This is a genomic window from Robiginitalea sp., from assembly GCF_049588695.1.
Lineage (GTDB): Bacteria > Bacteroidota > Bacteroidia > Flavobacteriales > Flavobacteriaceae > Robiginitalea.
On the sequence record NZ_JBAVZJ010000334.1, the window covers coordinates 1 to 2935 of the forward strand.

3 protein-coding genes and 1 pseudogene are annotated in these 2935 nt (G+C 40.4%); all 4 read left to right on the top strand.

The genetic code is table 11. The annotated features are described in order from the left end of the window. Nucleotides 1–142: 142 nt before the first annotated feature. Nucleotides 143–520: a VOC family protein gene (locus tag WBV75_RS08150; RefSeq protein WP_424120138.1), complete on the top strand. Its 378-nt coding sequence runs from the start codon at nucleotides 143–145 to the stop codon at nucleotides 518–520. A 186-nt stretch (nucleotides 521–706) separates the two neighbouring features. Next, nucleotides 707–2248 carry a hypothetical protein gene (locus WBV75_RS08155; protein ID WP_424120139.1) on the top strand — a complete coding sequence of 514 codons (1542 nt, stop codon included), beginning with the start codon at nucleotides 707–709 and terminating at the stop codon, nucleotides 2246–2248. Nucleotides 2249–2295: 47 nt separating this feature from the next. Next, nucleotides 2296–2667: a DUF2200 domain-containing protein gene (locus WBV75_RS08160; RefSeq protein ID WP_424120140.1), complete on the top strand. Its 372-nt coding sequence runs from the start codon at nucleotides 2296–2298 to the stop codon at nucleotides 2665–2667. 59 nt (nucleotides 2668–2726) lie between these two features. Beyond that, a pseudogene (locus WBV75_RS08165) lies at nucleotides 2727–2935 on the top strand (hypothetical protein); the annotation flags it as partial.

The window sequence follows — 2935 nt, forward strand, 5'->3', positions numbered from 1 at the left end:
AAGAAGACTTAAACTCTTATTATTTCAGACTTAAAATGTTTCGCTTATTCGATATGGTGAACGCGAATTGGGGAAAGTCCCTGATGCCTCCTGTTTCGACTCAATAACAACTTATACTCATAGAGTATTAAAAAATAGAAAAATGGAATTCAGAAGTGCGAGACACACTGACAATTTAAAGCTAATAGAAGAATTTTATACCAAAATCATTGGTTTGAAAGTTTTGTTCTCTTTTGAAAATCACAATGATTATAGTGGTGTCTTTATAGGCAAACCAGGATATAATTGGCATTTGGAATTTACCACTTCCAACCACAAAGCTGAGCATCAATTTGATGTCGAGGACATATTGGTTTTTTATCCTACTGAAAAGGCTGAATATGATAAAATTGTTGAACAGATTGAGGAGCACAATATTGAGAAAATTAAATCAAAAAACCCTTATTGGAATGGCAATGGAATTATGATTCAGGATCCTGATGGGTTTGGAGTAATAGTGAGTCATCTAAAGATAAAATAAACAAAGCACTACACGGTCCATGGATAATTTAGTCTGGCCTACTTTTGACTATCCGCGTAAAATTCAGTTTGCTGTGTGCTTAGAAGTTACGTATCAAGACATCCAACTACACATAGCCTAGACTGTTGAACACAGGCTTTATTATAGCCTAATTCATCCTATCTGGAAAAAACAAATTATCCTGTCATGAATAAAATGGTTTACTTCATTATCCTTGTAATCCTCAGCGGCTGTAAAGCCGACATTACGGAGCCACAAGAGTACCGGTATATCACCGACCTGACCAAAGTAGAAGATGGGAGTATACCGGTCCAACTTCAGTTTTCAGGGATCTTGCCAGACACTGCCTATTTCTGCTTGCCTAAACTTGTCCCTGGAATTTATGATGATACAAACTTCGGGAAGTTCGTCAATGATTTTAAGGCATTTAATGCTGAGGGAGAACGTTTAGAGGTGAACAAATTGGATATCAATTGCTGGCAGATATTTAAGGCAGCAGGGCTGGATAGAATAGAGTACTTCGCAAGACAAGGTTGGAATAACTTTGATTTTGAGGATCCCAGACCTTATCGGTCTGCAGAAAGTTTCTTTAGTGAAGCTGTTTGCATTTTGAATCCAAATTCGATATTTGGATACTTCAAAGACCAGGAAGACTTACCTTACCATGTAGTAGTTAAAAAGAATGAAAGCCTTTATGGTGCCAGTAGCCTGGAAAAGCGGAGTGTTTCCAAAAATCAGGACGAGTTTAGTGCTGAGAACTACAGATATTTAGTGGACAATCCAGTGATGTATGCAGAGCCGGATACTACGACAATAGAACTCCCCAATATATCTGTCGGTATCGCGAGTTATTCGAGTACAGGAAAAAAAATAGCAGATTCATTAGCCGCATCTATTGCACCCCTGCTCAAAAACCAAACGGAATATTTAGATGGGAATTTAGCGACTGATAAATATACTTTTATCGTCTACCACAATGAGAACACAGAGAATGAGCGTTACTTCGCTGATGGTTTAGAGCATAACCAATCAACAGTTCTCCTAACGTACTCTCCCCTTGACGTGGAGGTATTGAAGGCAACCGTCTTTAGCCTGGCGAGTCATGAGTTTTTCCATACAGTGCAGCCTTTGGGGCTTCATTCCTATGAGATTGCTCATTTTGATTTCTCCGATCCGAAGTTCTCTCAACATTTATGGCTTTATGAGGGCATGACGGAATATTTTACCATCCACATGCGGATAAAGCAAAAGATGGAATCACTGGAGGACTTCCTCGAGGTTTTAGAGGAGAAGATTTCAAATATGAATCAGTTTTCCAATGATATCCCTTTCACCGAGTTCAGCAAGAATGTGATAGATATGCCCGATGAGTATATGAATGTTTATTTCAAAGGAACACTTATCAATTTATGCCTGGACATACGATTGCGTGAGCTTAGCGATGGTGCTTATGGTGTTCAGGAATTAATTGCAGATTTGTTGGATAAGTTCGGGAAAGACAAGCCTTTTAAAGACGATGCTTTATTTGACGAGATATATGCTCTGAGTGGCTTCGCTGAACTCAAAGTTTTTATGGAGAAGCATGTTGCGGGAATTGAGCCTCTCCCACTTCAGGAAACACTGCATAAAGTCGGTCTAAAGTACGATCGAGAAACTGGGGAGATTACAGAAGTCCCCAAATTAACAGATAAGCAGAGGCTACTTAGAAAGCATTGGATCAATCAATGACATAGTGAGGTTGTCTGTTTTATTGCAGGACCTATAAACCATAACATATGAAAGCAACTCCTGAGCACAATGAGCGAATTGCAAAAATGAAATTTGCCTCGGTTTATCCGCACTACCTTACGAAAGTAGAGAAGAAAGGCAGGACGAAAGACGAGCTGCATCAGGTGATAGAGTGGCTGACGGGCTATGACGAACAGAATTTACAAAGCCTGATCAATCACAAAGTGACTTTTGAAACCTTCTTTCAAAAAGCGGAACTAAACCCCAACGCCCATTTGATAAAAGGGGTGATATGCGGATATCGAATTGAGGAGATTGACAACGCCCTGACCCGGCAGGTAAGATATCTCGACAAGTTGGTGGATGAACTGGCGAGGGATCGGAAAATGGAGAAGATTTTAGGAGAGGAAAAGAAATAGGCAGGGCCCCAAATCTATATGCCATCCTCAGTGCCCTGGGTAAGCCCGGGTCCGCTGATTTGTATTATAATACGTTGATTACCACACAGGACGACGTCTCTGATATTCAAAGGAATGATGCCGATATCGGATTCCGTTATTCTCTGCCGCGGGATTGGAACCTCGGGGCAGACATTGATTTTCTTTTAAATACAGAACAGTCGCTGGACTTACGGACCAGGGGAAAGATTGGCTGGGAAAATTTCTTCAGCGAACAAACGCCTTATAT

Excerpts from the sequence above, each read along its gene's own strand:
- WBV75_RS08150 (WP_424120138.1), top strand. The coding sequence starts at position 143 with ATGGAATTCAGAAGTGCGAGACACACTGACAATTTAAAGCTAATAGAA.
- WBV75_RS08155 (WP_424120139.1), top strand. The coding sequence starts at position 707 with ATGAATAAAATGGTTTACTTCATTATCCTTGTAATCCTCAGCGGCTGT.
- WBV75_RS08160 (WP_424120140.1), top strand. The coding sequence starts at position 2,296 with ATGAAAGCAACTCCTGAGCACAATGAGCGAATTGCAAAAATGAAATTT.